This window comes from Evansella sp. AB-rgal1 (assembly GCF_041820985.1).
Taxonomy (GTDB): domain Bacteria; phylum Bacillota; class Bacilli; order Bacillales; family Salisediminibacteriaceae; genus Evansella.
Window position 1 is genome coordinate 191,432 of the sequence record NZ_JBGUAU010000001.1, and the last position, 21,677, is coordinate 213,108.

At 35.2% G+C, this 21,677-nt stretch carries 24 protein-coding genes; 11 read left to right on the forward strand and 13 right to left on the reverse strand.

The features are described from left to right. The first annotated feature begins 252 nt into the window (after window positions 1-252). The gene (locus ACERII_RS01040; protein ID WP_373639547.1) at window positions 253-1,425 is read left to right on the forward strand and encodes a KamA family radical SAM protein; all 1,173 of its coding nucleotides are present in this window, start codon (window positions 253-255) and stop codon (window positions 1,423-1,425) included. A gap of 380 nt (window positions 1,426-1,805) precedes the next feature. Here ACERII_RS01040 and ACERII_RS01045 read toward each other — a convergent pair whose 3' ends face one another. Together ACERII_RS01045 and ACERII_RS01050 are read right to left on the reverse strand one after the other, a co-directional pair. Next, complete coding sequence (locus ACERII_RS01045) at window positions 1,806-2,513, reverse strand: hypothetical protein (protein ID WP_373639548.1); 708 nt, start codon at window positions 2,511-2,513, stop codon at window positions 1,806-1,808. Between the two features lie 133 nt (window positions 2,514-2,646). Continuing rightward, complete coding sequence (locus ACERII_RS01050; protein ID WP_373639549.1) at window positions 2,647-3,540, reverse strand: fumarylacetoacetate hydrolase family protein; 894 nt, start codon at window positions 3,538-3,540, stop codon at window positions 2,647-2,649. A gap of 160 nt (window positions 3,541-3,700) precedes the next feature. On the opposite strand from ACERII_RS01050, the gene ACERII_RS01055 reads away from it, so the two are divergent. The 3 genes from ACERII_RS01055 to ACERII_RS01065 all read left to right on the forward strand — a co-directional run bounded on the left by ACERII_RS01055 (window position 3,701) and on the right by ACERII_RS01065 (window position 7,029). Beyond that, entirely contained in the window at window positions 3,701-4,255 is a 555-nt protein-coding gene (locus ACERII_RS01055; protein ID WP_373639550.1) for a GNAT family N-acetyltransferase, read from the forward strand. Between the two features lie 99 nt (window positions 4,256-4,354). Beyond that, window positions 4,355-6,091 (forward strand): B12-binding domain-containing radical SAM protein, encoded by a 1,737-nt coding sequence (locus tag ACERII_RS01060; RefSeq protein WP_373639552.1) that lies wholly within the window; start codon window positions 4,355-4,357, stop codon window positions 6,089-6,091. 23 nt (window positions 6,092-6,114) lie between these two features. Further along, on the forward strand, window positions 6,115-7,029 hold the full coding sequence (locus ACERII_RS01065; protein WP_373639553.1) for a DMT family transporter: 915 nt from the start codon (window positions 6,115-6,117) through the stop codon (window positions 7,027-7,029). Between the two features lie 310 nt (window positions 7,030-7,339). Here ACERII_RS01065 and ACERII_RS01070 read toward each other — a convergent pair whose 3' ends face one another. Beyond that, the gene (locus ACERII_RS01070) at window positions 7,340-7,765 is read right to left on the reverse strand and encodes a FixH family protein (protein WP_373639554.1); all 426 of its coding nucleotides are present in this window, start codon (window positions 7,763-7,765) and stop codon (window positions 7,340-7,342) included. Between the two features lie 78 nt (window positions 7,766-7,843). On the opposite strand from ACERII_RS01070, the gene ACERII_RS01075 reads away from it, so the two are divergent. Both ACERII_RS01075 and ACERII_RS01080 read left to right on the forward strand, forming a co-directional pair. After that, window positions 7,844-8,359, forward strand: coding sequence for a redoxin family protein (locus ACERII_RS01075; protein WP_373639555.1), 516 nt, complete (start codon window positions 7,844-7,846; stop codon window positions 8,357-8,359). Window positions 8,360-8,362: 3 nt separating this feature from the next. Beyond that, window positions 8,363-9,052 carry a cytochrome c biogenesis CcdA family protein gene (locus tag ACERII_RS01080; RefSeq protein WP_373639556.1) on the forward strand — a complete coding sequence of 230 codons (690 nt, stop codon included), beginning with the start codon at window positions 8,363-8,365 and terminating at the stop codon, window positions 9,050-9,052. Window positions 9,053-9,165: 113 nt separating this feature from the next. Here the strand turns inward: ACERII_RS01080 and ACERII_RS01085 are convergent, their stop codons facing one another. The 3 genes from ACERII_RS01085 to ACERII_RS01095 all read right to left on the reverse strand — a co-directional run bounded on the left by ACERII_RS01085 (window position 9,166) and on the right by ACERII_RS01095 (window position 12,149). Continuing rightward, the gene (locus tag ACERII_RS01085) at window positions 9,166-10,059 is read right to left on the reverse strand and encodes a phosphatase PAP2 family protein (RefSeq protein ID WP_373639558.1); all 894 of its coding nucleotides are present in this window, start codon (window positions 10,057-10,059) and stop codon (window positions 9,166-9,168) included. Between the two features lie 175 nt (window positions 10,060-10,234). Next, window positions 10,235-11,293, reverse strand: a complete 1,059-nt coding sequence (locus ACERII_RS01090) for an EAL domain-containing protein (RefSeq protein ID WP_373639559.1) — start codon at window positions 11,291-11,293, stop codon at window positions 10,235-10,237. Window positions 11,294-11,402: 109 nt separating this feature from the next. Then, complete coding sequence (locus tag ACERII_RS01095; protein WP_373639560.1) at window positions 11,403-12,149, reverse strand: DUF2087 domain-containing protein; 747 nt, start codon at window positions 12,147-12,149, stop codon at window positions 11,403-11,405. A gap of 157 nt (window positions 12,150-12,306) precedes the next feature. Here ACERII_RS01095 and ACERII_RS01100 point away from each other — a divergent pair, with 157 nt between their 5' ends. Next, complete coding sequence (locus ACERII_RS01100) at window positions 12,307-12,822, forward strand: hypothetical protein (protein WP_373639562.1); 516 nt, start codon at window positions 12,307-12,309, stop codon at window positions 12,820-12,822. Between the two features lie 40 nt (window positions 12,823-12,862). Here the strand turns inward: ACERII_RS01100 and ACERII_RS01105 are convergent, their stop codons facing one another. After that, entirely contained in the window at window positions 12,863-13,303 is a 441-nt protein-coding gene (locus ACERII_RS01105; protein WP_373639563.1) for a GIY-YIG nuclease family protein, read from the reverse strand. Beyond that, window positions 13,293-13,922: a pyroglutamyl-peptidase I gene (gene pcp, locus ACERII_RS01110; protein ID WP_373639564.1), complete on the reverse strand. Its 630-nt coding sequence runs from the start codon at window positions 13,920-13,922 to the stop codon at window positions 13,293-13,295. The genes ACERII_RS01105 and pcp overlap by 11 nt, the downstream gene beginning before the upstream one ends. Before the next feature lie 587 nt (window positions 13,923-14,509). Here pcp and ACERII_RS01115 point away from each other — a divergent pair. After that, window positions 14,510-15,226 (forward strand): Crp/Fnr family transcriptional regulator, encoded by a 717-nt coding sequence (locus ACERII_RS01115; protein WP_373639565.1) that lies wholly within the window; start codon window positions 14,510-14,512, stop codon window positions 15,224-15,226. A gap of 129 nt (window positions 15,227-15,355) precedes the next feature. Beyond that, complete coding sequence (locus ACERII_RS01120; protein WP_373639566.1) at window positions 15,356-15,556, forward strand: hypothetical protein; 201 nt, start codon at window positions 15,356-15,358, stop codon at window positions 15,554-15,556. Window positions 15,557-15,601: 45 nt separating this feature from the next. On the opposite strand, the gene ACERII_RS01125 is transcribed toward ACERII_RS01120, so the two are convergent. The 3 genes from ACERII_RS01125 to ACERII_RS01135 all read right to left on the reverse strand — a co-directional run bounded on the left by ACERII_RS01125 (window position 15,602) and on the right by ACERII_RS01135 (window position 17,674). Then, complete coding sequence (locus ACERII_RS01125) at window positions 15,602-16,219, reverse strand: TetR/AcrR family transcriptional regulator (RefSeq protein WP_373639567.1); 618 nt, start codon at window positions 16,217-16,219, stop codon at window positions 15,602-15,604. Window positions 16,220-16,564: 345 nt separating this feature from the next. Further along, entirely contained in the window at window positions 16,565-17,212 is a 648-nt protein-coding gene (locus tag ACERII_RS01130; protein ID WP_373639569.1) for a cell division protein ZapB, read from the reverse strand. A gap of 207 nt (window positions 17,213-17,419) precedes the next feature. Beyond that, entirely contained in the window at window positions 17,420-17,674 is a 255-nt protein-coding gene (locus ACERII_RS01135) for a hypothetical protein (RefSeq protein WP_373639571.1), read from the reverse strand. 125 nt (window positions 17,675-17,799) lie between these two features. Here ACERII_RS01135 and ACERII_RS01140 point away from each other — a divergent pair, with 125 nt between their 5' ends. Next, window positions 17,800-18,516, forward strand: coding sequence for a class I SAM-dependent methyltransferase (locus ACERII_RS01140; protein ID WP_373639572.1), 717 nt, complete (start codon window positions 17,800-17,802; stop codon window positions 18,514-18,516). A 152-nt stretch (window positions 18,517-18,668) separates the two neighbouring features. Here ACERII_RS01140 and iadA read toward each other — a convergent pair whose 3' ends face one another. Both iadA and ACERII_RS01150 read right to left on the reverse strand, forming a co-directional pair. Further along, window positions 18,669-19,835: a beta-aspartyl-peptidase gene (gene iadA, locus ACERII_RS01145; RefSeq protein ID WP_373639573.1), complete on the reverse strand. Its 1,167-nt coding sequence runs from the start codon at window positions 19,833-19,835 to the stop codon at window positions 18,669-18,671. 133 nt (window positions 19,836-19,968) lie between these two features. Continuing rightward, a complete protein-coding gene (locus tag ACERII_RS01150) occupies window positions 19,969-20,238 on the reverse strand; it encodes a hypothetical protein (protein WP_373639574.1) in 270 nt (89 codons plus the stop codon). Between the two features lie 108 nt (window positions 20,239-20,346). Between ACERII_RS01150 and ACERII_RS01155 the strand changes: the two genes are divergently transcribed. Next, window positions 20,347-21,675: an ATP-binding protein gene (locus ACERII_RS01155; protein ID WP_373639576.1), complete on the forward strand. Its 1,329-nt coding sequence runs from the start codon at window positions 20,347-20,349 to the stop codon at window positions 21,673-21,675. The last annotated feature ends 2 nt before the right edge of the window (window positions 21,676-21,677 follow it).

Consider the following 21,677-nt stretch of genomic DNA (forward strand, 5'->3'; position numbering starts at 1 on the left):
CTTCCCTTTTATGACTGTTAATTTTCATCTATTCTTGTAGCGAAACTAAATGAAATGAAGTTCCTTTACAAGGTTCGACACGATACCCATTTTCTAAAGTTATCTTAATTGCAAGAAAAATGGAGGATTTCTTTCATATTTGAAAAAAAGTAGATGTTTTCCTCCGTTTTTGACCAAATTTAACGACTGTGTTTAAATATAATAAGAAAGTAAAAAAGTCTACTAATCTAACATATGGAGGTTGATTAAGGAATGGCACAACCAAAATACATTATGAATATTGATAAGATCACGCAAATTCCTGAAGAAGAGCGTGCAAAACTTAAGAAAATTACGGAAAAGTTCGTCTTTCGAGTAAACGATTATTATTTAAGTCTTATTGATTGGAATAATCCGAACGACCCAATTAAAAAGTTAATAATTCCTAATGAAGGTGAGTTAGAAGAATATGGTCGTTGGGATGCTTCCGATGAAGATACAAACTATGCTGCTCCTGGCTGTCAGCATAAGTACGGAACAACAGCATTATTAATAGTTTCCGAGGTTTGTGGTGCTTACTGTCGTTACTGTTTTAGAAAGCGCTTATTCAGAAATGATATTAAAGAAGCTATGTCTGATGTTCAGCCTGGAATTGAGTACATTAGAAACCACCCGGAAATTAACAACGTACTTTTAACTGGTGGCGATTCTTTAATTCTTGCTACGAAAAAATTACGATTGATTATTGAGCAGTTACGCGAGATACCACACGTAAAAATCATTCGTCTTGGTTCAAAAATGCCTGTTTTCAACCCAATGAGAATTTATGAAGATCAGGAACTACTCGACCTTATTAAGGAATACTCCACTCCTGAACAACGTATTTACGTAATGGCGCATATCAACCATCCAGTGGAAATTACCGAAGAAGCAAAGCGAGGGTTTGATGCATTACACAATGCAGGTGCAATCGTTGTTAACCAAACACCAGTATTAAAAGGAATCAATGACGATCCTAAGGTACTTGGAGAATTGCTAGATAAACTTTCTTGGGCAGGGGTAACTCCTTATTACTTCTTTATTAACCGACCAGTAGCAGGAAACAATGACTTCGTTCTATCATTAGAAGAAGCATATAATATTGTAGAAGGCGCGAAGGCAATAACTTCAGGACTTGGAAAACGCGTTCGTCTTTCTATGAGCCATACTTCCGGAAAAATAGAAGTGTTGGCGATTGATAATGGGAAAGCGTATCTAAAATACCATCAATCTCGAGATAATGAGTATGGTAAGTTTATGGTACTTGACTGTCCTAAAGACGCTGCTTGGTTCGATGATTTACCAGGGAACGAGCAATATTGGACGCCACCGAAGAAAAAGTTAGAAACATTCGAAGGTGCGAATGAAAAAATTAAGAACAAAGAAACAGCTGTGCCGCAAGCATAAGGTGTTAGATTAGATATATTGGAAAGCTGAGGGCGAGATGACCTTGGCTTTTTTATTTTTTTAAGCGGGTGCCATCTCTATGCTGTGGCATTTTCTCCGTTTCTTTTGACAATGATGGCAAATCCCTCTTCAAACATATTATTTGAAGTAGCGAACTGTATCTTAAGCGGTTGGTTTGAGACAAAATCAGGTGGTTGAAGCAGCAATTTGTCTCGTAAACGCCTGATTCGAGACAAAATCGATTCCTTTACGAACGAGTTTACTAGGAGCAGATTGCGCATGGCGCTAGACAATGATTAGAAAATTTTACTCATATCCTTAAATAAATAACCGGTGGAGAAAGTTTCTCCACCGGTCTCTATCAAATAAACGTCATAATATTAGTCATCATCATCCATTGGCATATAGCCATGAGGAGGTAACGTTCTAGGTGCCCCTGGCATTGGTGCTGGTGGTGCAGCAGGTGGCATTCCGAACGACGAAGGTTCTGGAGCTACTGGTGCGTTAGGAAACGATTGCCCCTTTGATCCTCCATGAGGTTCTGGTTGAACAAATTGTTGCGTTTGCCCGAACTGACCATGATGTCCATGATGCTGTTGCTGTTCAAACTGCTGTGGTTGACCATAGAACTGCCCTTGATCAAACTGCTGTGGTTGACCGAACTGTCCAGGTTGACCATAGAATTGTGCTTGATCAAATTGCTCCGGTTGACCATAGAACTGCCCTTGATCAAATTGTTCCGGATGACCATGGTGTGGAGCTTGCTCGAATTGTTCAGGATAACCATGCCCGAATTGTTGTGGTGCTGGAGCGCCGTGTCCTGGTGCCATTGGATGCGGCACAGGTGCAAAGCCTGGGTGTGCTCCTGGCATTCCCATATGTCCGTGTGGTGCAACTCCCATATGTGGTGCAGGACCAAAGTGGCCTGGTGCAGGTGCCATGCCTGGTGCTACTCCATGGTGATGATGCATTTGCGCTCCAGGATGTGGGCCATGGTGATGCATCGGTGCCCCTGGTGGTGTATGTTCATGCCCCGTTCCTGCCATGTGTGGATGGTGCCCTTTTGGTGAATTACAATTACAGCTCATTATCTTTCTCCTTTCAGTCTTACTACGAATTTCTAATATTCACAGTTCATAGTATGATTCTAGGAAAAAAATGTGACTTTTACCTATGAAAAATGCCGTTACGGGTTTTCGACTATGGATAGATTCCTCTACATTATTTTTCGCTAACAAAGGTGTTACGAAGCTTCCCAATCCCATCAATTTCAATTTCTACTACATCACCGTTCTTTAACAGTTTAGGAGGAGTGAACCCCTTCCCGACCCCCTTTGGTGTGCCCGTAGCAATAATATCACCTGGCTCTAATGTAATCCCTGCACTTATTGTTGCGATAATCTCTGGAATAGAAAAGATCATTAAATCAAAGCTACCTCTTTGTCGTTCTTCCCCATTTACTTTCGTCACCACTTCTTTTGATTCTAATGGTAAAAAGCTATCTCGATCAACAACATATGGCCCCATTGGAGCAAAGGTATCTAGACCTTTTGCTAGTAAAAATTGTTGATGCTTTGACTGTAGATCTCTTGCAGTAACGTCATTTAGTATTGTAAAACCAAAAACGTAGTCCATAGCTTTGTCTCTCGTTACTCCTTTTGCTTCTTTTCCAATAATTACAGCTAACTCTCCTTCATAATCCACTTCATTCGTTACACTCTCATGCAATAATACAGGACTAAGGTGCGCCGTAACCGTTGTCGGTACTTTTGAAAAGATCACAGGATCAGTAGGTGCTCCCTCTGCTCCCATTTCCTTTGCATGATCTAAATAGTTTTTTCCAACACAGAATATATTTTTTGAAGGTCTTGGAATTGGAGCTAACCAACGAAAATCTACATCCTCTATATTTGTAATTACGACTTCCTTTAAACTACCTTCAAAAAATTGCTTTTGAAACGAACGTACCTCTTCCAAACTACCTTCCTTAACAAATTCAAAGAAGCTTTTTGGACCTGCCCAGCCTTCTGATTTGGTAAGGTTTAATATGGAATCTCCATTCATTACAATTCCAAAACAATGATCACCCTCATATGTAAAACTTGCAAATTTCATAACAGCACCACCTCTTTTTCCTCTATTCTACACGGACGATCCTACTTTTACGATAAAAATAAATTCAAATAATGAAGAACTTTTATGGAGTCAATATCATAGTTTATTAAATAAAGTTTTTCGTGCTTTCCATAAGAAACTGTTTTGAGGAGGAAAAATAATGGCGTTTGTATCTCCAAAAAGAGTCTTAACAAAACAGAAAAATACAATCATCATTCGTACAGGAGATATGAATGATGCACTTGGTATGCATGAACTGACCAAGGATGTGTTAAGAGAGGAAAAAGGGCTTGTCATGACTATCCATGATTTTACTATGACAGTGGAAGATCAACGAATTAAGAATGATTGGTATGTCCAGCTTCCCAAAACACTTACCTTACTTGCAGAAGACCAAAAGAAAATTATTGGAATTTTAACAATAGAGCCGGAGCCGTTTATTAAAACAGCTCACAGAGGTAATTTAGGTATCATTATTCACAAAGACTATCGATCAGAAGGTGTAGGAAACGCACTAATGGAAACAGCACTTCAGTGGGTAAAATCTAGTAAGATGTATGACAAAATTCAATTAGAAGTTCTTGAATCAAACATACGTGGGATAGCATTATATGAAAAATTAGGTTTTAAAATTGAAGGGATCATAAAAAATGCCCTTAAACATGCCAATAACTCCTATGAGAATATCCATATCATGGGTCTTCAAATACAATAACATTCTCCAATCCATTCCTTTTTGGTCCAGCTATTTATGTCTTGAAAGAAAATGTGATATGATAAGCGTTGACATCTATAGGAATGGAGGAATATATAGATGAATATTGTTGTTACTACGCTAAATGCGAAATACATTCACACATGCTTGGCATTACGATTACTAAAAGCATATTCCGCTCCAGAGTTTTCTGTGGAGATGGTGGAATTTACAATAAAGGATCCTGAATTAAATGTAGTTTCCGATTTATTTACTCGAAGACCCGATGTGATTGGGTTTAGTTGTTATATATGGAACATCGAAAAAACGATCCAAATTGTCAAGATGCTTAAAAAAGTTTTACCAGAAACAAAAATCGTTCTTGGGGGCCCAGAGGTTTCTTATGATACAGAATATTGGATGAACCGAGTACCTGAAGTGGACTTTATTGTTCGGGGAGAAGGGGAAGAAACGTTTAAACAGCTTCTTCATCAGTTAGAATCGGGTGGAGATTATAAATCAATAGCTGGTTTAGCGTATCGACAAGAGGAAAACGTGAAGTTAACTATGTCACGTCCGAATTTAGAAATTAATAACATTCCTACTCCTTATCGCTTTGAGGATGATCAAAGTGATTTAGGAAAACGTATTGTTTATTTTGAGACAAGCCGTGGCTGTCCGTTCCAATGTCAATTTTGCCTTTCTTCCATCGAAGTCGGCGTACGATATTTTAATATTGAAAAAGTAAAATCGGATTTGCTTTATCTTATTGATAATGGAGCTAAAATGATTAAGTTCATTGATCGGACATTTAATATAAAGCGGGATTATGCAATGGAGATTTTTCAATTTTTAATTGATAATCATGGCGGATGCGAATTCCAGTTTGAAATTACAGCAGACATTATGCGTCCAGAAGTGCTTGAGTTTTTAAACGAAAATGCTCCTAAAGGCGTGTTCCGTTTTGAAATTGGAGTTCAGTCAACAAACGATGATACAAACGATTTGGTGAAACGACGTCAAAACTTCAAAAAGCTTGCAAGAACAGTGACTCTCGTAAAAGAAGGCGGTAAGATTGATCAGCATTTAGATTTAATTGCTGGCCTACCTGAGGAAAACTATGATTCCTTTAAGAAAACATTTAACGATGTGTTCGAACTTCGCCCTGAAGAGCTTCAGCTCGGTTTTCTTAAAATGTTACGTGGAACAGGCATGCGAGCAATGGCTGAGAAATTTCATTATAAGTACATGGACCACGCTCCATATGAGTTCTTGTCCAATAATGTTCTATCGTTTGCAGAAGTAACAAGAATCAAGAGAGCGGAAGACATACTTGAGAAGTTCTGGAATGACCATCGCTTGGATAATACTGTTGAGTATTTAATTGACCACGAATTCGATAGTCCTTTTGATTTTTTCCAAAGATTCGGTGACTATTGGGATAAGCAAGGCTGGGGAAAAATTGGCCACCAATTTGAAGATTTGTTTCTACGATTACAAGCATTTTTAGAAACGGAGACGTTGAAAAAACCTGCTGTGGTCGAAGGACTAATGAAAGTGGATTATCTGCTTCATTATAAACAAAAACCGAGGAAAAAATGGTGGGATCACTCTTTTTCTAAAGAGCAGTTAAATGAATGGCGAAGCGAATATTTGGATGTTATTGAGTCTAATTTAAGCATCAATATTCATGAAAAGGGAGCACAAAAGCATATAGTGATGGAGGAGTTACCATTTGACGCTACCAAATGGATGAACGAAGGCATTATGGTGGAAGGATCCTTCTTGTTCACTGTATACTATCATCCAAAGGGAGCAAATGAGTTTTTTACAGCAAAGGTGAATGTTGGAGCATAACTACTTGTTAGGGGAAATGGTTCATGAACAAATTCGCTTTTTTAATGATTATTTCAGGTGCGGCACTTTGGGGTACAATTGGGCTATTTGTTCAAGGTTTATACGACCTTGGCTTTTCCCCTATCGAAGTTGTTACATTACGAGTAACCGTTGCTTTTCTAGCTTTATTTTTATATGTTTTGATTCGAAATCGTAAGGCCCTTTCCATTAAGGTACGTCATATTCCCATATTTTTAGGTACAGGTATTTGTAGTATCGTCTTTTTTAACTGGGCATATTTCACCGCTATTCAGGAAATGAATTTATCTACAGCCGCTGTTCTTTTGTACACTGGGCCAGCATTCGTTACTATACTATCAAGAATTTTCTTTAAAGAATGGTTTACACCTCAAAAAATAATTGCTCTGATAGCAACCTTTTTAGGCTGTATTCTTGTAATAGGGTTGTTTCCAATTAGCTTAGGACATTTTTCTTATTACGGAATATTAGTTGGTCTCAGCTCTGGATTAGGTTATGCCTTGTATAGCATTTTCGGTAAGGTTGCTCTGAATAGAAAATATACTTCGTTAACGACAACGACATATACATTCTTGTTTGCAACATTAGCCTTAGTTCCTACGAGTGGCCTTGTGACTGGTGGGATGACTTGGATGAGCACGGGAGCTCTTGCCTATAGTCTTGGTCTAGGAATCATTCCTACGGTTTTAGCCTACCTTTTATACACGAATGGATTACAGCTTGTGGAATCTAGTAAAGCTTCCATTGCAACGACGATAGAGCCAGTGGTTGCCGCACTAATTGGAGTATTTGTTTTCCAGGATGTGTTAACAGGGTGGCAGATGTTTGGAATGATATTAATTCTATCTGCTGTTATGTTCATTCATGCTAAGTGGAAAACAAAGGTATATCCGAAGCAATTGGAGAAAGAAGCGATGTAGTTGGACTGGGTTTGAGTTTTTCGTTTCGACATGGAAGGTAGTCCTTGATTTACGCAGATATCATAAGGACATTTTCTTTGATTCTTTATGCTGTTTTGTCCTTATGAAGCTTCCATAAGGACATTTTCCTTCGGTCACATGCTGTTTTGTCCTTATGAAGCTTTCATAAGGACATTTTCCTTCGGTTCACATGCTATTTTGTCCTTATGAGCCTTTCATAAATACACTAACTTAGATACAACTATACCACTTAACACACTCTAGCCTTTGCGCTGGTCTTTTAAACACCTTTTATGTGTTCCTTATTACATTACTCTAGATCACTATTAAATCCACGCATATACTCCATCACCATGTCCCCTTCGGCATACACAGTGAATGAATCTAGTGCCCGCTCTTCTTTCCCATTAAAAATGGTAACATTAACATACCACTCTCCTGGCATTGCTAGTGGTAGCTCAATTTCATATAAACCTTCCTTAACTTCTTTCATCGTTCCTTCCATTGGATGATTCATTTTCTCCATATTCATATAAAAATATAGTTTTTCCACAGAAACAGGCTCTCCGGAACTATCTACCAACGAAACAGAATATGTAGTGAACTCACCTGTTGGATATGTCTCCCCGTTATTAAAAAAAGTTGCTTGTATCGAATCGATCCCACCATTGGAGCAAGCTACTATTCCCACTATAAGCACAGTACAAATTGTCATCAAATTGACTATCTTTTTCATCGAATATCCCCTCTCATTCGCTATGATTATATTATAGCAACATACTAAGAGCAATCGCTCTTTTTGGGGGGAGCAAAGATGAACAAAGTGGGGATTTTTCTCATTATTTTTATTTTAGCAGGAATGGGTTACACTGCTTATTCTTTCATGTTTGATAATGACTCGGGAGATATTTCTACAGTGGAACGACTAACTGGAGAAGAACCGATACAACTAACGGATTATGTTGGATCGAAGAAAACAATTCTTCAATTTGTTATCGTTCCTTGTGATTGTTGTAGTTACTCCATGCCATTCATACAAGAATTTATTAAAAATCAGGATGAAATTGAAGTAATTACTATTGTTTTCTATGGTCGTGAAAGGGAAATTCTAGATAAATTCGTAAATGAATACGAGGCAACTCATTTATGGGGAGTAGACTTAGATCGTTCCATAGCAAATCATTATAACGTATCCGTGTCACCAACCTACGTATTCTTTGACGAAGAAGGCAATGAACTTGGAACTCATCCGTATATCATCGGAACTAGCGAGGAACTACAAACACGGTATGATGATGCATATAATGCCTTTCATGGTAAAGGGGAATAAGTGATGACCATTTGGTTTGCTCTTGCAGCAGGATTTTTATCCTTCGCCTCAGCATGTATCTTACCGTTAATACCTAGCTATATAGCAATCATAACTGGACTTTCTGTTCATGATTTAGAGCAACAAGGGGTACGTCGATTCCATGTATTCCCGCGTATTCTTGCATTTGTTGTAGGATTGATTATACCGTTAATCTTAATTGGGATGGGAGCAACAGCAGTAGGTTCATTGTTTACTCCTGCCTTTTCAACATTCTTATCTCAATTTCTTGGATTTATCGTCATTATCTTTGGGCTACACTTACTGGGATTATTAAATATTCAACTATTTCAGAAGGAGATTCGCTTTCATCGTGTTTTTCAAAGAAAAGGAGGAGTATTTACCGTCGGGTTAATGGGGATGGCATTTGGATTTGGCTGGACTCCTTGCATTGGACCAATGCTGAGTTCCATTCTTATTCTAGCAGCTGATTCGGATACAATCTGGCAAGGCGCTGGCCTATTACTAGTATATGGAATAGGATTAAGTCTACCATTTATTATGATAGGAATAGCAAGCACGGCTAGCTTAACCTTTTTACGTTTTTTAAAACGACATGTAAAACTACTTTCCATTATCAGTGGCGTACTATTAATCGTATTAGGTTTTCTTCTCATTACAGGGAATATGGCCTTGATTACTCCTTCTTTTTAAATACATTCAAAAAACGTTATGAGGGAAATATCGCTCATAACGTTTTTTAATACTACTTTATTAGAAAAAATATCATGTTAAGCTTTCATTTGCTGTCTATAGTCCTATAATAATCAAAATCGATATTTTTCCTTGTCATATAAACGAATAAACACAAAAATGACTGGTGCAATCCACAAACCCCATAAACCAAGAATGGTATACCGAATACCGTCAAATACTGCAGTTTCAGGGAAAACTAATTTCAACCCAGTCTGTAATGCGAATAAACCTGCGACACCAATAACATATGCTAAGACTCTCTTTAACCAAGAAGATGGTATTTTCATTCCTACATAATGCTTTTCGATGAAGTAACCTACTCCAGCTCCTAACACAAATCCAGCATAACTAAAGCCTTCTGGGTCACGAAATAATGCAATCATAACTATTGGTAATAAGATAGCCAACACTATTTTCCCACCATCTGTGATAGATGTAAGAAATTTCTCTACAAGATTACAGACAATGATTATGATAATTGCTAAGGCGATTCCAGCTAATACATCCGTTGGCCAGTGTACTCCTGTATAAAGTCGTGCGAATGATATAAAGAATATAAGTCCGATACATAATATCCAAACAATTGGTTGATTAACACGATAAGCAATATATCCCCATAAGGTAGAAGAACCTTGAGCATGTCCACTTGGAAAACTGTCGTGTGGGAATCTAGTTCCCACTTCTGCTGACTCCACATATAAAGAATTAATACCTAGATTCTCATATCCAACTGGGCGTGTTACAGCAAATATCGTTTTAAACCAAGCATTTATGTATACTGAAACGAGAAAAACATAAAGCAACCGAATTCCAAATGCCTTAGAAACACACCAATAAACGAATGGAATTATAATAAAGTAAAATGTTTCATCGCCTAAAAAAGTCAAAACCTTAGCAATTTGATCAAGAAATGGTTGATGTAGACTAGTTATAAATCGTAAAATTTCTATTTCTATGTCTCTCAATTATGTCCCCCCTAGGTAGTTTCATTATTTGAAATATAACTATATTATATTTGTTTTCTCTACTCTATGCATTAACTTCTTTCATAATACAGGAAAAACGCAAGGGCTTTGTTTAATCCCTGCGTTTATTAAAGGATGTTGATTGTATTTCTTACAAAATACCATTTCTAGAGAATTAAAGTCCACCATCCACATTCTGCATACCAATCGGTTTTTCAGCTGGTCTCCCAAAAAAATACCCTTGCCCGAAATCCACATATTCCTTTAAGAATTCCCATTCCTCTTTCGCTTCAATTCCTTCTGCTAACAGATATATTCCATTCTCTTTTGCTGTAACATGTAGTTCTTTTATTTTCTTCATTTTTGTTTCATCTTTATAGCAATCCATAATTACTTTACGATCAATTTTTGCATAGTCTGGCTTCAACTCTTTTAATACATCAATAGTTGAAAACCCTGCACCAATATCATCTAACGCGACTTTCATCCCTGATTTTTGATAATGATAAAATATATTTTTTAGATGGGCCATGTCTTCAATTTTCTCCGTCTCCACTACTTCAAATATTAAATCATCAGGATTAACGTTGTATTGCTCTACAGCATAAAATGTACTTTGTAAGCAGTGCTCAGGATTATAAATAGAGGATGGTAAAAAGTTTATAAATCTTTTTGTACCATTTGGCAGCAACTTAGAACTCGTACGAATAGCATTGATTCTTGCAACACTATCTAATTTAGATTGAAGGCCTGATTTTTGAGCGAAGGAGAATAATGCTCCTGGTGAAAAATCAATCCTTTTTGGTCGAAGTAAAAACTCATATCCGTACACTGTTTCCCCTACAGTGGAGATAATTGGTTGTATATGAGATGTGAATAATTGATCTTGAATGATCTGCACCATATCAGGATTTTTTATCCGATTGATTAACTGCTTTAATGGAACAAAACTACGAATGTGGACATCTTTTCTTTCTTGTAAAACTGCACCTAATACCTCTTCATCCTTAAAACGAAACAATTTTTTTTCAATTTCCACTGCCAACATATCTAACTGTGATTGAACCTGATATGAAAAAACAAGCTCCTTTTTATTCAGTTGCTCCACCTTCACATCATCTATAGTGCTTCCTACTTCAATAATTTTATTAATAGCTTCTATTTTTCCCTGTATAATCAAAACACCTTTATCATGAATGGGTATATTCGATTGGCAAAATACACAAGTTTCCATAAAACAACCACCTTTACTTACTTATTGGAAGTTACATACTAAGTCGTTAGTACTACTTATCATTTTAAAGTAAGTAGTACAAAGTATCTACTGTAAAGTTCTAGCATCACTATTTTTTCATCCAATAAGAGGAACCATCCCGGCTACGATCCATAAATCCATATTCAATAAAATACCTTCTGATTGTTACAAAATCACTGTAATAGTTTTTTATTTTCTCATTTACTTCTTTCTCCGTGTACGATACACCTTCATTAAAAAAGGATAATAAATACTTTAATATTACTATTTTTCGTTTTTCCTTAGAAGGAAATTGCTTTATAATACCGGTTTTCTCATCAATATACGTCTCTCTAATCTTCTGCTCTTCCTCTACTGTGATTATCCACCTATCATCCACCATTGTTGCCCCCTTATGAATATCAGTTAATATGTCTTGTTCGGGTTTTTCCTCCAGTAGCTCCATCATTGCAAGAAATACTTTTGCTTGCTTTGCTTTTTCCTTCAGCTTAAAACGATGCTGTCTTACTGTTGCACTTTCTGTACCTTGAGATTTTGCTATTTCATTATCTGAATAGCCCTGAAATAATTTCTCCAATACCCGTTTTTGGCTATCCGATAATCCATTCGATCGTTTATTCAAGTTCACTAATGCTTGAAACGAATTCTCATGTAGATCTAGAATATGTTCTTTCATTTTTCGTTCAGCATCAAGAAGAAGATCCCCCTCTGTACTCTTATAAATCACTCCTCTTACCGTCTTTTCATTACAGTGTATACAAGAAAATATTTCTGTCTCTCTCTCATAATAAAACCCCGTTTTTAAAGTATCTATTGAATAATCCTCAATTCGCACCTCAACCACCTCATCACTCATTATTATAAACATTTTAATTTATTGTTTATAAATTTGCAAACAAAATAACTAACAGTTATTGATTTCAACTCATTTCCCTGAATGGAAGTTTCTATGTTAAAATAACAATAGTTATGAAAGAAAAGGAGATCAGTGTATGTTATTGCTTAATTTGTTTTTAAGTTTACTTTTTGGATTTATAGGTCTATACCATTTTCTTACACACATGAATAGAAAAAAAATGGATGAAGAGGTAATATTCGTACTAGATGATAGTCGTAAAACAACAACGAAGTCACTCTCCTATAAAATTTCTATCTACTGTTCTGTCGCAGTCATGCTTATGTCATTAATTTTATTCATCCAAACATTTCGTTCTATTGAAGGAACTCTTAGTCTTTTAATAATGGTTGTTTTATTAGGTACTTATGTGCTTTATATTTTAGACAAAGTATTTGAGGTTCGCGAAGATACTATAACTTTCTCTGGCTATCATGTAAATTGGGGCCGCGTGAAACATATGAAATGGGGAAAACAAAGAAAAAACGATCGCAAAATGATTATGATCGTTAGAAAAGGCAAAGGAAAAGGTGTTCAGGTAGAGGCCTGGATACCAAACGACCAAGTAGAAGAACTAGAGGAATTACTATCCATGTACGTAGAAATAAAATAAGAAAAGGTTGTGTCATTAGTTGACACAACCTTTTCTTATTTTATTGCTCTGACCACTCTTGAAGAAGACATAGCTTATCTATATCATTATCAACATCATTTATCTTCAGTAAATGACTATCACAAGAACAATCAGAAGAACCAAGCCCCTTTGCTACGACAGTGCCATGAAATTGTTTTTGAATAAAATCCTTCAACTGACATTCACCTTTATGATGGGGAAACGTAATAAATCCAATAACGGAAGTATTTGAGGAGAAAAAATCTATGTGCCATCTTCTGGTAGGCTTTTCCTTATTTATATGTCTTTTTACTCTTGCTTGTATATTTTTCTTCGCACTGCCAACATAGATATAAGTTCCCTTGTGAAAAAGGAAACTCCCTAGTTTTCCAATTGCAACATGTCTATCTTCTAACAGATTCATCATAATAACATATAATTGGTCAGTATCAGGAATATCCTTTACACATTTACTCAGCACCCTCTAAACATCCTTCAATAGCTAGTCTTATTGCCTCTTCTTGTAAGTCTATGCTCATAGATGGAACATTGACCTTATTTGTAACCATTTCTGGTGTAGCAGGAACATGTATAAAACCAGCACTGATCGAAAGATTGTTCTCTTTTATATAGTGAAGAACACTATATAATGTATTGTTACAAATATATGCTCCTGCTGTGTTAGAAATCGAAGCTGGAATACCTTTTTCTTGAAGTTTATCTATTATTCTTCGATTAGGAAGTGTTGAAAAAATGCCATCAGGTCCATTTTCCACAATTAATCTATCTTGTGGTTTATCTCCTTCGTTATCACCTGCGTATCCTTCACCAACAGTGTCCTGAATGTTAACTCCAATTCTTTCAGGAGTGATAACACTTCTTCCTAAAGCCACTCCTAAAGATATAACAATATTGGGTTTTAATTCATCAATATATTTGATTAATCGCGTGGCACAATCATTGTATACTACAGGAAGTATAATAGTATGAATTTCTGCATTGTCTACTTTCCAACCATTGATTCTTGCGATTATCTCCATTGTTGGATTTGTTGTTAAACCACCGAATGGTTCAAAACCACTTACAATTATTTTCTTCAATGTAATCTCCCCTTCTATACAACTACCTCTATTTTCACTTTTTTATGATGTTTTTTCAAAGAAATACCTCTAGGTACGGAAAAGATTTTACGACTTCCCCTTACACAAGTCTAGAAACTTGCACCATATTGGTTGAAATACGTTATTAGATGCATTAGTTACATCAACTCTATGTGGATTGAGGATAAGTCCACGAACTCCAGTGGGAAGCTGAGTAAAGGCGAGACACCAGAGTATACGAAGTCCAGGATGGCGACAGGACGCCGTTGCCCACAGGACGTGGGCACGTACTTATGCGGAATTCTTCGAGGAGGCTCGGCAACTCCCCACGGAAAGGAGTGGACTGGAGCGAATGGAATAAAGGCCAACAAAGTTAGCAACACTAGATAAGTTAAACAACTAGTTGAGAACACGTATTTTCAGGGTAGATCTCTATTAAAAAACGTTACAATTATAAAATGTTTACAAATTGTTCTTGATTTGGTCATCAGTACGAAATACTCCTGTGATATGCTAAAAATATACAAGAATTTAGCATTTATATTATAGTTTGTCTTTTTGGGTTCCTACAAGGGGTGAAATAAATTATGAATCAAACAAGTCTTCACGGACAAACATATCGTTTTTATGACCATCTTTCTGAGGATACAAAAGCATTTATTGAATCCTATGGAAGCGAAATAGAAGTAAAAGAAGGAACAATACTTTTTCATGAAGGGGATTCACCAGATCATATCTATCTTATTAAATCAGGTAAAGTACGATTAAGTAAAACCTCTGTAGAAGGAAAAGTATTCTTTCTACAAGTAAAAAATGACTTAGATATTATTGGAGAGTTGAGCTTATTCAATGGCTTTAGTTACAATGTAGTTGCGGAGGTTATTCAGGATTCATTGTTACTCCGATATAATAGAAAAGAATTGGAGCACCTTTTAATGATGGATAGCGATCTAGCAGTAAGTCTCATGAAATGGCTCACCAATGAAAATCACACTCTATTAGCACAATTTCGCGATCTAATCTTTTGTGGAAAAGCAGGGGCTGTTTATTCTATTCTAATTCGCTTGAGTAATGAATACGGCAAAAAGATTAGTACAGGAGTGTTAATTAACAAGAAAATAACAAACCAAGAGTTAGCAAACTACATCGGTGCTACTAGAGAAAGTATTAATCGCATTTTAAAAAGGTTAACAAGAGATAATATTATCTCTGTTAATACGAAATATATTACCATCCACAACATCCAATATTTAAAAGAACAGTTACGTTGTAAACATTGCCCTTTCGAACAATGTTGGATCTAAAAAGATATACTCAATACTCTATAAAAGGTTCGGGAAAAAATAATTTCCCCGAATCTTTTTAGTTATATCCCCAGTTCCCACTACATACATATGCAATAGGACAAGCATTTAGGGAAACGGGGAGATATTATGAAAGGTACTATTATTCATTCACCACTTTTGGAAAAAAAGTTAACAGTAAATAATACTTCTCGTACAGAAGAACCTGAAGTAATGAAACTAATAAATCTTCTTGATCGATGGTTAAATAAAGTCGTACCTATTTTTATTACATTATCAATTCCATATGTCATTTATCTTTTTGTGAATATGTTACTTTTCATGAATTGAAAAAAAGTTGTGTCCAAAGGTCGCCATAGACCTTAGACACAACTTTTACCGTGTTGTAAGAGATTTCTCTGATCTAATACCTCTAACAAACGTTTTTACACTCTCATCAATAAAATCTTTTCTTTGGATAATCGATACGGTGTTACCTGAAAGAAACTTTGCCATAAAATATCCAAGATTCAACCATAAAAAATTCATTGCATGTATTTCTGGATCTACTTTCATCATTTTATTTTGTCGTTGCATTTCGATGAAGTAGTCAATTAAATACTCTTTCAGCATTTTCGGATTTTCAGCAGCCTTTTGAGCTATTTTCGGATACGTATACCTCTCCTGAAATGCTAATAAAACGATTTTTTCATTTTGTTCCAAATATTTATGGTATGTCTCACTAACCAGCTTCAAGTCCGTTTCTAAATCGTAGGTAACGCTACTTTTCAAAATATGTTTCATATCCAAAAGATAGGAATATTTTTCTACAGCTGTTTCTAATAATTTCCTCTTTGTACCAAAGTGCCTAAATAACGTCATTTCACTGAAACCTGCTTTGGCAGCTATTTCTTTCGTAGTTACTGCTTTAAAACCTTTTTTCTCCATCAAATCAATTGCAGCATGTAAAATGTAATCTTCAGTAGTATATACATCATCTTTCAATTGTTCCATAAGGCATCCCACCTTTTCTAAGGATGTTATTATCCCCTATTTTCATTTTATACATTTGTGAATCATTGAACAATAAAAGTTGCAAATATTTACATTTTGTTCATAAATATGTGGAAAAGTTGTGACAAATTAAGAAAAGCGCAAGGCGCCCTCTCAGGACCGAAATGCAAATGTTCTGGACGATAAAAAGTGCTTTTTACTTTTAAATCGGCAAGGTTATTTGCACGAGACGATGGACGCTGAATCTAGACATCCATTTATAAGTTTATATATACTTCCTAGTTTTTCAAAAAAAAGGAAGATGCACTAACAGAAATGATACCCGTTAACACATCCTCTTAAAAATTATCTGTTATACATAATAGAGTAAAGTTTCCATTCGTTATCAAAAGTAAAAGTTAGTAATATATCTCCATCACTCCGCATATCTTTGCCACCAGACGAATATAATGTATACCTTGATTGGAACATATTATTTTCTTTGTTATATTCAAAATCTACCTGACGAACATAATTCACTGAATCTAGGCTTATATAGTGAAAGGTGTATATATGATTATCAGAGTCAGAAATTTCTAACCTTTCATCTAATGAGTTCACTTGTACATTTGAGTGAACTAGTTTATGTAACTCTGAATGATCTCGTTCATGCATCGCTTGCAAGATGTCCTTAGCTAACTCATCCAAATAATTTCTAATTTGCAATTCTTCACGTAAATCATTATCCAATTGATGAATTTGTTGTCTATAGGTAAGAATATCATCCTTAAGATTACCATTTTCTTCTTCTAAGGAACTAATACGATCCTTTAACGCTTCATTTTCTTCTTGCAGCTCTGATTGTTTTTGCACTAGATATTCGTTCGTTTCAATTAATTTCTGTAGATCATCCGTATCTTCTATGGAGTTAACTTCTATATCTCCATTGTTTGTTGTACAAGCATTTAAGAGTATTAGTCCAGTAAATATACCTGTGAATAACACCTTCTTCATATGTATGCTCCTTTTAATTACTGTAGTTTTTATATTATATAGATTATAAATTATTAAATGAATCATAGATAATTTATTTTATCATTTTATAACTACTCCTGAAAGGGTTAAAAAATGTCGAAATAAGTTATGTATTGCGAATGATATCTTCAAAAAAAAACCAACTCCATTACGGAATTGGCAATATCGCAAGCGTATCCCTTTTTCTTACCAAAAAAATGCGGCTGCTAAAGCAAAACCACCGATACCAGCTAGTGCAATTGGTACCCAGGCTCCTCCCCAGCCCCAACCCCAGCCATAACCAAAGCCATGAGTCGTAGGATGAACAGGTTCTAACCATACATGCGTACGATCTACATGTGCAATCTTACCTACATATTCCTTTCCTGAGCAATCCTTAATTCTAACAACTTTGCCTCTATGTTTACAACAGAGATCGTAATAGTGTGATTGGTGTGACATACAAAGCACCTCCTTTAGTCTCTCCATATAGTCTATTTACAAATAAAAGTTTCGATTGGATATTTGTCCTATATAGCAAAAAAACATTTGAATGCATATGGTACATTAAAAGGAGGAGTCATAACGTGGGAAATTATATGGATATGTTAGCAGCATACGGAGTTACGATTGCTCGACCTGGGGGGAAAAAAATGACGGAAACAGCTTTTCATAAATTCCCTATTACAAAAGGAGAGATATTAGAAATTGGTTGTGGATTAGGTGATACATCAAGTTTTCTAGCAAAAATTTCAGATGCCAAAGTAACAGCGTTAGATAATCATTCAAAAATGTTGGAAAAAGCAAGAAAAAGACATAACCAAAATCCTTCCATCACTTGGATAGAAGGTGACTATCAAACATATGAAACTTCTATTTTGTATGATACCGTAATTGCCGAATCAGTTTTATCCTTTTCTTCCATCTCTAGAGGTTTAAAAAAAATAAATAAATTAATGAAAGATGATGGAACCCTCTTTATGCTTGAGCCTATATACTTAGGTGGATTAAGTGCAGAAGATCTAGTTCAATATAAAAACTTTTACGGATTTAAAGAAATTCTAACAAAGGAAAAATGGAACGAAGAATTATCTGATAGTAGATTTTATGTAAAAGATATCATACACAGCTATGATATAGAAAACATCGATAAGGAAGATCTTTCCTATCCAGAACTTTGTATAGATCCTAATCTTGATAAAAAACATGTAGAAATATTAGAAAAACATATAATGTTTACAGAAAAATATTTAGCTTTCTTTGATTATGCATACTTTATTTGTGAAAAAAAACCTAGTAAGTAAATTAGAAAAATAGAGTTTATCTCCAAGTCCTTAGTCCTTAATAGAGAAAGCCTTAGTTTTTCTAATACTATAATCTTTAGTGAAGGTAAACATTCTGCAAAAAGTATAAAAATGAGGGTGTTAAGATTGTGAAGTCTTTTCCACCCTTCCCTTTATTCAAACGTACCTTTTATAACGAGTTCCTTCTTTTCCATCAGCCATTTACCCTTAGCTAGAACACTATCAATTTCTAAAGTTTCTTGATCTAACATTACTAGATCTGCGTCCATGCCTTCCATTATATTCCCCTTTTTAGGAAGCTTTAGAATGTGGGCTGGATTAGAGGTCACAACTTTCAGAGCTTCTTCCATTGGAACACCTTCCTCTAAGATAGCATTTCGCACTTCAGAGAATAAACTTGTTACACTTCCAATTCCTAAACCAATAAAATTACCACTTCCATCAAATTTAGGTAAACTACCTTGTCCATCAGAAGTAAACGTTACTTGCTGAACATCAATACCTTCGTTTAATACTCGTTTCAAACATCTACTACTTCTTAAATCTCTTCTTTCACCTTGGACACTACTCGTTGTAAAGTCTATGTACCCTCCTTTTTTTGCATAATGAATTCCAGCCTCAAGAAGGTCTTCCGTTCTATTAATATGCGTTGGTAAAAATTGCTTCATTGGAACATCTGTTGTTTTAATAACATCTTCTAAAATTGTTAGTTTAGCTGGTCCACTTCCTACGTGCACAATGACAATGCCACTTTTACCAGATAATAAGCCACCTATTCTTGATTCACTTGCTAGCTTTGCAATCTCTTCTTTCGTAGGTTGAGAGGATCGATGGTCAGAGATTGCAATTTCTCCTGTTCCTATAATTTCTTGAATAAACATAATATCATTTTCTATAGACCCAGTTAATGTTTTAACAGGAAGGTGATAATTTCCACTTGTACAGTAACAAGAGATACCTTCTTCTGTTAAACCTTTTGCTTTTGCAACTAAATTTGTCATTGTTCTTCCTGATCCATCTGTACCTAATACACCAACTACTGAGGTTATTCCCCCTTTAATACATTCGGAAAGAGTTAGCTCTGGGGTTCTTGTTTTAAAACTCCCCTCACCACCACCTCCAGTTATGTGAACATGACCATCAATAAGACCCGGAATGATTACTTTTCCGGATACATCATACTCATTGACATATGTACCCAACAATCCTATAGATATAGAATCATCTACCACACCAATTACTCCATTAGCAATTAAAATATCTTTTTTCCCGAGATACGTTGGAGAATATACTTCCCCATTTTTTAATAAGATCATCAAGAGTAATTCATCCCTTTACATTTTTATTAAAACTATAACATAAAAAGGTGACCAAAAGCGTTATCCACTTGTTAGTCACCTAGACATTTACCTACCTATGTAGTTAGAACAAAGGGCGAAAGAGTCATCCCCCTTATGCAATATAATAATAAAATGCCATTGCCAATGAAATAACCCCTAAAAACGCTAATCCAATTGAAGCAAATGACTGTTTGTTTTTATATAGTTTTATTATCACAAAATAAATTACGAGCATAATGGCCATAAAAAGTACTCCATCGACAATTGGGTGGAATAATGTCGCTTGCTTTGTCGTATATTGATATATGGGAAAATTCACAAGAATTGCAATAGTCCATCCAATAAAGACAAAAATACCTGTATATCTAAGAACTCGATCCATTTTTTCACCTCCCTTTGCAAATTGTTCAATTTTTTTCAGAAAATTAACATTGTTTTTACTCGTTACAATTCGTAAAATAAAGTCAACACAGAATTGGAGGACACTTTCTTGGAACCATTTTTACATTATCTTTTAAATATTTTTATTATTTTAACCCCTATATTTTTATATACTACCTTATGGAGTGGTAAAAAGGTAACTACTCACAAAAATCTTACAAAGATTGTGTTTTTTTTCGTTTGTGCTACAGTCATGTTTCTAACTCAAATCTTTCCTATTACTTTATATGGAGAGATAATGTTTGACCTACGCTATATTTCCATTGCACTCGGAACATTATATGGTGGTTTTTATACTGGATTAGGACTCACTATTCTAAGCATCATCTTGAAATACACTTCTATTGATTTGCATATTACAATATTCAGCTTTGTTGTCAGTATCTATTTTGTTTTAAGTTCAAAACTAATTTCTAACTACATAAATGAATGGAATACTACAAGAAAATATGGATCCATCTGTATTATGTTTACTCTTCCATCCCTATTTGTTCTAGCTTATCCAACAAACCTTTTAATAATTCCTAGATTAGATTCCTTTCTTGTAATGCTTGGCTTTTTGATATTTAATATTCCAGTAGCTCTTCTTGTATATATGATGATTGAAAGGATTAGAATGGGAGAACGACTTAATAAAGAATTGGAAAAAAGTGAACAACTTCGTCTCGTAAGCGAACTTGCAGCATCTGTTGCTCACGAAGTTCGTAATCCTATGACAGTTGCTCGAGGATTTATTCAATTAATTCACTCTCATTCCAATCTCACTGAGCGGGAAAAGCAGTATCTATTACTAACCATTTCAGAATTAGATCGTGCCCAATCCATAATTAGTGATTATTTATCATTATCTAAACCAGAGAAGATAATACTCAAGAAAGTAAATATATATCATATTATAGAGAAAGTACGACACACAATTCAAGCATATGCTCTAATGAACAATGTGTTTGTTGAAATGAACGCTCCTTCTCATCTTTCTGTATTTGGAAACGAAAAGGAGTTAACACAAGTTATTTTAAATTTAGCTAAAAACGGTATTGAAGCAATGGAAAATGGCGGAACTTTATTATTGTCTGCTTATGGTCGTAATGATGTTGTCGAAGTAGTGATAAAAGATACAGGTCAAGGGATGACAAAAGAGCAAATATCACGAATTGGAACAGCTTATTTTTCCACAAAAGAACAAGGAACAGGGTTAGGTTTAAAAATTTCTTATAATATCATTAAAAATCTAGGAGGTTCCATAACTGTTAAAAGCGAATGGAAGAATGGAACCGAGTTCATTATTACACTTCCATCTAAAGAATCAACAATAGAGGAAGAAGACCGCAAAAAAAAGTCTGAACTTAATAGCAGAACAGACTTTATGATTAAGTAAAT

What these genes read in the sequence shown, in the direction of transcription:
- ACERII_RS01120 (WP_373639566.1), top strand. Translation starts at nt 15,356, where the DNA reads ATGAAAGGTACTATTATTCATTCACCACTTTTGGAAAAAAAGTTAACA.
- ACERII_RS01065 (WP_373639553.1), top strand. Translation starts at nt 6,115, where the DNA reads ATGAACAAATTCGCTTTTTTAATGATTATTTCAGGTGCGGCACTTTGG.
- ACERII_RS01100 (WP_373639562.1), top strand. Translation starts at nt 12,307, where the DNA reads ATGTTATTGCTTAATTTGTTTTTAAGTTTACTTTTTGGATTTATAGGT.
- ACERII_RS01050 (WP_373639549.1), bottom strand. Translation starts at nt 3,540, where the DNA reads ATGAAATTTGCAAGTTTTACATATGAGGGTGATCATTGTTTTGGAATT.
- ACERII_RS01045 (WP_373639548.1), bottom strand. Translation starts at nt 2,513, where the DNA reads ATGAGCTGTAATTGTAATTCACCAAAAGGGCACCATCCACACATGGCA.
- ACERII_RS01130 (WP_373639569.1), bottom strand. Translation starts at nt 17,212, where the DNA reads ATGAAGAAGGTGTTATTCACAGGTATATTTACTGGACTAATACTCTTA.
- ACERII_RS01090 (WP_373639559.1), bottom strand. Translation starts at nt 11,293, where the DNA reads ATGGAAACTTGTGTATTTTGCCAATCGAATATACCCATTCATGATAAA.
- ACERII_RS01040 (WP_373639547.1), top strand. Translation starts at nt 253, where the DNA reads ATGGCACAACCAAAATACATTATGAATATTGATAAGATCACGCAAATT.
- ACERII_RS01060 (WP_373639552.1), top strand. Translation starts at nt 4,355, where the DNA reads ATGAATATTGTTGTTACTACGCTAAATGCGAAATACATTCACACATGC.
- ACERII_RS01080 (WP_373639556.1), top strand. Translation starts at nt 8,363, where the DNA reads ATGACCATTTGGTTTGCTCTTGCAGCAGGATTTTTATCCTTCGCCTCA.
- ACERII_RS01115 (WP_373639565.1), top strand. Translation starts at nt 14,510, where the DNA reads ATGAATCAAACAAGTCTTCACGGACAAACATATCGTTTTTATGACCAT.
- ACERII_RS01125 (WP_373639567.1), bottom strand. Translation starts at nt 16,219, where the DNA reads ATGGAACAATTGAAAGATGATGTATATACTACTGAAGATTACATTTTA.
- ACERII_RS01055 (WP_373639550.1), top strand. Translation starts at nt 3,701, where the DNA reads ATGGCGTTTGTATCTCCAAAAAGAGTCTTAACAAAACAGAAAAATACA.
- ACERII_RS01150 (WP_373639574.1), bottom strand. Translation starts at nt 20,238, where the DNA reads ATGGATCGAGTTCTTAGATATACAGGTATTTTTGTCTTTATTGGATGG.
- ACERII_RS01135 (WP_373639571.1), bottom strand. Translation starts at nt 17,674, where the DNA reads ATGTCACACCAATCACACTATTACGATCTCTGTTGTAAACATAGAGGC.
- ACERII_RS01070 (WP_373639554.1), bottom strand. Translation starts at nt 7,765, where the DNA reads ATGAAAAAGATAGTCAATTTGATGACAATTTGTACTGTGCTTATAGTG.
- ACERII_RS01075 (WP_373639555.1), top strand. Translation starts at nt 7,844, where the DNA reads ATGAACAAAGTGGGGATTTTTCTCATTATTTTTATTTTAGCAGGAATG.